Origin of the sequence: Moorena sp. SIO4E2, assembly GCF_010671945.1 — a bacterium.
GTDB lineage: Bacteria > Cyanobacteriota > Cyanobacteriia > Cyanobacteriales > Coleofasciculaceae > Moorena > Moorena producens.
The window spans coordinates 6,043-11,940 of the sequence record NZ_JAAHIE010000203.1; the positions used below are offsets into that span (position 1 = coordinate 6,043).

A 5,898-nucleotide genomic window follows, 5' to 3' on the forward strand; every position below is an offset into this window, starting at 1 on the left:
GGCAGCATATCGCCGACCACTTTGAAACCAACCCCTTCGTCTGTGGGCTAACATTCAGCGGTAATCCCATTGGTTGCGCTACAGCCCTGGCGACCATGAAGGTTTATGAAGAAGAAAATCTGGTGGAAAACAGCCGGATTATGGGCGATCGCATGGCAGAAAAGTTACAGGAAATGAAGGCAAAACATCCATCAGTGGGGGATGTCCGTAGTTTGGGACTGTATGGATTGATTGAGTGCGTCAAGAACCGAGAAACAAGGGAACCTTTGGCTCCTTGGAATGCTAAACCCCACGAAATGGTGGTCATGGGTAAAATGGCTGCCCGTCTTCGAGAGCTTGGTTTGCACGGTCTGATGCGTTGGAATTGGGTGTTTATGTCTCCCCCACTTTGTATTAATGAAGAGCAGCTTGAAGAAGGGTTTGCCATCATTGATGATGCTTTGAAAATTGCTGATGAAGCCTACGAAGGTTAATCACCTCATCGATAGTTGAAATAGGAGAAAGTTCCCATGCAAATTGGATTTATTGGTCTGGGTAATATGGGCAGTGGTATGGTTGCCAATCTGCTAAAAAAAGGCTTTGAAGTTGCGGTGTACGACATCCAACCTGAAAAAGCTGAAGCTTTAATTGCAGCGGGAGCAAGTTGGCGCAATTCCATCCCAGAGGTAGCAAGTGATGCGGATGTGATCATGACCAGTCTGCCAGGGCCAAAGCAGTTGGAATCTGTGATGTTGGGAGATGCTGGAGTAATTGCCCATGCCCGTCCTGGAACGATTTGGCTCGATACTGGAACCAATTCCATAGAAATTATGAACAAGATTTCTACCTTGGCATCCGAGCAAACAATTGACTCCATTGCAGCCCCTGTTTCTGGAGGCGCACCAGCAGCTCAGAAAGGAACAATGTCAATGTATGTGGGGGGAAATGAAGCAACGTTTGACAAAATCAAAGGCATATTAGAAGCCATTGGTTCGCAAATTTATTATGTAGGACCACTCTCCCATGCTATCCTTTCCAAATTGCTGATTAATTATCTTTGCTTCATCAATACTAAAGCCCTGGGAGAAGTGCTGTCTTTAGGACAAGAAGCAGGAATTGATCCCAAACAACTCACAAACATGATTCAAGCAGGTTCGGGTAGTAGCTGGGTCGCGGAAAAATTACTTCCCTCTATATTAGAAGGGAATCCGGGTCCAGCATTTACCTTGAACTTAGCTCACAAGGATGCCTGTTTAGTTAATGAACTCAATCAAAGCTTTAAAACCTCTCTAGAGTTTTCAGAACGTCTATGCGAGGTCTTACAACAGGCTTGTACAACCTATGGTGGGGATAAAAGTTTTACTCGGATGATGGATTTGTAGTAGCAAGAAGAAAGCGATGAGTTATAGTAACTTGGCGATTGACCTTTCCCAACAATATCAAATCTCCAAAGTCCAACAAGACCACAGAAAACTGTTCGTTGATTGGGGCGACGGTCATCGAAGTACTTTTCACTATATTTGGCTTCGGGATAACTGTTATTGCTCTGGTTGTGGGGATCCCAAACATGGCGAAAAGCGTTTTCGGCTCGTTGATGTTCCCTTAGATATAAAACCCCTGTCAGTTCGTTGGGATAGTGGCAACGCACTGGAAATAGTATGGAAACCGGACGGTCACAAAAGCATCTATGATGCTCAGTGGTTGCGACAGCACTGCTATTCTGCTACCGAGAGAGAGCATCGTCAGCATCGACCTATTCTTTGGGATAGCAATATTGTTACTAACCTGCCCCAGATTGCTTATGAAGAAGTCCAAACTGGGGATAAACATCGGCTACAACTACTAAAACACCTGAGAGATTACGGGATTTGCTTTGTGCGAAACGTGCCTACTCAGAAGGGAGAACTCGAATCTTTGGCTCAGTCCTTTGGTCCTTTATTGGAAACCAATTACGGGCGTGTTTTCGAGATTGTTGTAGACCCAGAGGAAAGCCAGAAAAGTGTTGCTAACTCCCAAATTAACCTCATACCCCACACAGATGATGCCTATCAATATGCACCACCTGGAATTATTTTCTTCCACTGTTTAATGGCAAACAACGATGGCAGCGGTCAGTCTACCTTTGTGGATGGTTTCCAAATAGCAGAGGTGCTGCGTCAGGAAGATAGGGAGGCATTCGATCTACTCTGTCGTTACGAAGTTCCCTTCCGAAAATATTATAGCAATCGCATTGATATGCGGTTCAGCAGTCCAGTTTTTTGCCTCGATAGTGGTGGTAATTTGAAGGAAGTTCGGATTAGCAATTTATTTCCTGCTCCCTTGGACTTACCAGAGGAGATTATCGAGCCATTTTATGCCGCATACAGAAAGCTAATGCAGCTCTATACCCATCCGAAATACTGCCTCAAACAAGGTCTACAACCAGGAGATCTGGTGATGTTTGACAACCACCGTATCCTACACGGACGCAATGCAATCGGAATACAAAACCAGCGCCGCCATTTGCGCTACTGTTCAGTAGACCGGGATTATTTCCAAAGCTGGCGACGGCTTCTTGAGAAAAATCTCAGCTTTCAGGGATAGGTTGCAAATCAGGAATGGCTTGGCGGAGTTTCGAGAAAGACCAGGCACCCTCGCGCAATAGCTGAGCCGGTGACCCTGTAAAATCAACCAGGGTAGAAGGTTGTTGTTCGGGGTTTGGCCCTCCATCCAGAACCAGTGGAACTCGCTCTCCCAATTGTGCAGCTACTTCAGGGGCTGTTTTCTGAGTCTCCATCCCTGAAACGTTAGCACTGGTTACCGCTAGGGGAGCCCCAACCTGACGCACCAATTCCAAACAAAGGGGATGGTTAGGGATTCGGACTGCTACTGTGTCTTTACCTGATGTCACAAATGGTGGCACAATGTCAGTCTTGGGGAAGATGCCAGACATTGCCCCCGGCCAAATTTTACGGAGTGACTCGATGGTACTTTCAGGAATTTCTTGAGTCACTTGTTGCAGTTGTTCAAAACTGGCGACATAAATGATCAGGGGTTTATCTGGCGATCGCGATTTCACCTCGAAGATCTTTTTAATACCTGATTCCTTAGCAATGCTGGCTCCAATGCCATAAATAGTATCGGTTGAGAAAACCACTACATCGCCCTTTTTGAGCAAATCAACTGCTTTATTTCGTGCCGCTTGATCATCAGCAGGTAAAATCTCTGTCATAGGATCTTAAAATTTTTGTCGAGCTATTGAATGTTTCTATGGTATTATAAAATATTGTACAAGATTAGCTTGCCACAAATTCTTCTTTGAGGAGCTGTATGGTATCTAATCCCGAAATATTATCAACTACGAAAAGTACCCTTAGCGCGATCGCACTAGGTAGTAACCTCGGTGATTCTCAAGCCACATTAGAAGCTGCTCTGATCGAACTCGATCAAACTCCAGGCATTACTGTCAAAACCCGCTCCAGTTGGTACAAAACTAAACCTATTGGACCTGTGCAACCAGATTATATCAATGGTTGCGCCCTAGTGGACACACAACTAAGTCCCCAAAAGTTGCTAGAGACTATGCTAGAAACAGAGCAAAAGTTTGGTAGAGTTCGTGTGGAACATTGGGGAGCAAGAACCTTAGATTTGGATTTAATCTTGTTTGGTAACCTGATTCTAGATACTCCTGATATAACAATACCTCACCCACGCATGAGAGAGAGAGCCTTTGTGTTAGTGCCGTTGGCCGAAATTGCTCCTGATTGGGTAGAACCAGTCTGGGGAATGAAAGTATCCCAACTTCTCGAAAGGTTAGATATTTACGGAGTTACTCGGTATTAATTTTTAGGATATCAAATCCGGTTGATAGACTATAATAACAACCGAAAAAAATAAGGCAAGGCAACCTAACCTAATGCCGATGAATGATAGTCTATAGATTTGTATATAGATTTGGTTTAAAACCAATACAAAAACAATGCTGATGGAGTAAATCAAGCAGTATAAACTGAAAAACAATGGTGAACAAAGACAATGCTGAAAAAAGCTTTAGTGACCGGATCAGCAGTGGGAATTGGAAAAGCGATCGCTATTGATTTAGCTAGTAAGGGATTTGATGTTGCATTTCACTATAACCGCAGTGAACAAGCAGCCAAGCAAGCTTCTCAGGAAGCAGCGACTCACGGAGTAAAAGGGATCGCCCTACAAGCAGATATCACCAAACCTGATCAAGCCAAGTCGTTGGTAGAAAATGCAGCAGCACAACTAGGGGGTTTATCGGTAGTTGTTAATAATGTGGGCAACTATTTGAGTAAACCTACTAGCCAAATCTCAGTAGAAGAGTGGCATTCTGTAATTGATTCCAACCTCAATACTACTTTTTATGTCACTGGAGCCGCAATTCCCTACCTGAAGTCCGCAGGTTGGGGTCGCATTGTTAATATTGGTGCTGCCAGTGCCCATAATGTCACTGCCCGTGGTACTAATACAGCTTATATGATCGCTAAAACTGGCATCATTATTTATACTAAGTCCCTTGCTAAAGAGCTAATTACAGATAAGATTACTGCCAACGTGGTATCTCCAGGAATAGCAGAGAATTCCTTTGAATACGATGATGATTGGCAGGATGCTATGCCTAAATTACCAGCAAAACGCCCTGCTACATTGTCAGAAATAGCCCATGCTGCTTGGTTTTTTATCAGTCCTGAGGCTGATTACATCACAGGACAAGTAGTAGAAGTTTCTGGCGGCTGGAGTTTATAGTATTACCAAGCGATGCAGCGCGGTCTTGGGGGTTTCCCCCATGAGCGACTGCATCAAGAGAAGATAAAAACATTTTTAATAGGATAAACATGCTTACTATAGAACATCTATACGAAATTAATGAACAGTATAAGGATTCCTTAAACGTAAAAGTTGAAGAATTTACCATTGGCAACAAACATTTGAATTTTAATTCTCAAAAAGCTATCTTAGGAGTAGTTAATCTTTCTAGTGATTCTTGGTACAGGGAAAGTGTCTGTTTAAGTTCAGAACAAGCGATTCGTCGTGGCATAATGTTAACAGCCCAAGGAGCGGATTTTGTAGATATTGGTGCTGAATCTACTTTGCCCCATGCTGAGAGGATATCTGAAAAGTTGTTTGATACTGAATTTTGCCCCCCTATCCCCCCAATTCTGGGGGGAAAAAGAATTTATTTGCTGGTAAAAGTCCCCCAAAATTGGGGGATTTAGGGGGCTTTGATGTAGCAAATGAGACTGCTCAGACAACCTCTGAGAGAGTAGAAGATGTGAGGCAACAAAGTAAAATTTTGCCTGTGCTGGAAGCCCTCCATCAAGAAGGTGTATTAACTTCTATTGAAACCTATTATCCTCAAGTGGCTAGGGAATGTTTAAAAGTTGGAGCAAATATCATCAATTTAACTGGTTCCCAAGACAATCAGGAAATTTATAAACAGGTATCCGAGTTCGATGCTGGGGTTATCATTTGTTACGTTCAAGGAAAAAACGTCAGAGAAGTTGATGACTTTAATTTTGGCAACGACCCAACCGACTTAATGTATGATTATTTTGCCAAGAAAATTGAAATAGCTACTCAACTTGGTGTTAGGAAAATTTTTGTTGATGCCGGGTTAGGTTTTTACTACAAAAATCTCGAAGATAGCGCCCTACGCATCCGTTTTAAAATGAAAACCTTTTTAAATACTTTTCGTCTTCGGAAATTAGGGTTTCCCGTGTGTCATGCCCTCCCCCATGCTTTTGAATGTTTTGGAGAAGAATTCAGAAGTGCTGAACCTTTTTTTGCAGTGCTAAGCTGTTCGGCATTTAAATTGGTATAATAAAAATTAATAAATAACCCAATAATAGGAAATATGCCAGCAAAAAATTATCTGACACAAGAGCAAAAAACAATACTTCAAAAAGCCTTAAAAATAGA

General features: G+C 42.8%; 8 protein-coding genes. 7 read left to right on the plus strand and 1 reads right to left on the minus strand.

All coding sequences use genetic code 11. From position 1 onward, the window contains the following. The 3 genes from F6K37_RS20155 to F6K37_RS20165 form a co-directional block, all read left to right on the plus strand. On the plus strand, positions 1 to 473 hold a 473-nt coding region (locus tag F6K37_RS20155; RefSeq protein WP_287251728.1), incomplete at its 5' end, for an aminotransferase class III-fold pyridoxal phosphate-dependent enzyme. A 36-nt stretch (positions 474 to 509) separates the two neighbouring features. Next, positions 510 to 1,361: an NAD(P)-dependent oxidoreductase gene (locus tag F6K37_RS20160; RefSeq protein ID WP_008184329.1), complete on the plus strand. Its 852-nt coding sequence runs from the start codon at positions 510 to 512 to the stop codon at positions 1,359 to 1,361. A gap of 16 nt (positions 1,362 to 1,377) precedes the next feature. Beyond that, positions 1,378 to 2,562 carry a TauD/TfdA family dioxygenase gene (locus F6K37_RS20165; RefSeq protein ID WP_008184327.1) on the plus strand — a complete coding sequence of 395 codons (1,185 nt, stop codon included), beginning with the start codon at positions 1,378 to 1,380 and terminating at the stop codon, positions 2,560 to 2,562. Here the strand turns inward: F6K37_RS20165 and F6K37_RS20170 are convergent. Then, the gene (locus F6K37_RS20170; protein ID WP_008184324.1) at positions 2,546 to 3,190 is read right to left on the minus strand and encodes an L-threonylcarbamoyladenylate synthase; all 645 of its coding nucleotides are present in this window, start codon (positions 3,188 to 3,190) and stop codon (positions 2,546 to 2,548) included. The genes F6K37_RS20165 and F6K37_RS20170 overlap by 17 nt on opposite strands. Positions 3,191 to 3,288: 98 nt before the next feature. Between F6K37_RS20170 and folK the strand changes: the two genes are divergently transcribed. From folK to F6K37_RS20190, 4 genes are all read left to right on the plus strand, one after another. Further along, complete coding sequence (folK, locus tag F6K37_RS20175; RefSeq protein WP_008184322.1) at positions 3,289 to 3,801, plus strand: 2-amino-4-hydroxy-6-hydroxymethyldihydropteridine diphosphokinase; 513 nt, start codon at positions 3,289 to 3,291, stop codon at positions 3,799 to 3,801. 192 nt (positions 3,802 to 3,993) lie between these two features. Next, positions 3,994 to 4,725 carry a bifunctional dihydropteridine reductase/dihydrofolate reductase TmpR gene (gene tmpR, locus F6K37_RS20180; RefSeq protein WP_008184320.1) on the plus strand — a complete coding sequence of 244 codons (732 nt, stop codon included), beginning with the start codon at positions 3,994 to 3,996 and terminating at the stop codon, positions 4,723 to 4,725. An 89-nt stretch (positions 4,726 to 4,814) separates the two neighbouring features. Then, positions 4,815 to 5,195 carry a dihydropteroate synthase gene (locus F6K37_RS20185; RefSeq protein ID WP_008184318.1) on the plus strand — a complete coding sequence of 127 codons (381 nt, stop codon included), beginning with the start codon at positions 4,815 to 4,817 and terminating at the stop codon, positions 5,193 to 5,195. Continuing rightward, positions 5,183 to 5,800: a dihydropteroate synthase gene (locus F6K37_RS20190; RefSeq protein WP_008184317.1), complete on the plus strand. Its 618-nt coding sequence runs from the start codon at positions 5,183 to 5,185 to the stop codon at positions 5,798 to 5,800. The genes F6K37_RS20185 and F6K37_RS20190 overlap by 13 nt, the downstream gene beginning before the upstream one ends. The last annotated feature ends 98 nt before the right edge of the window (positions 5,801 to 5,898 follow it).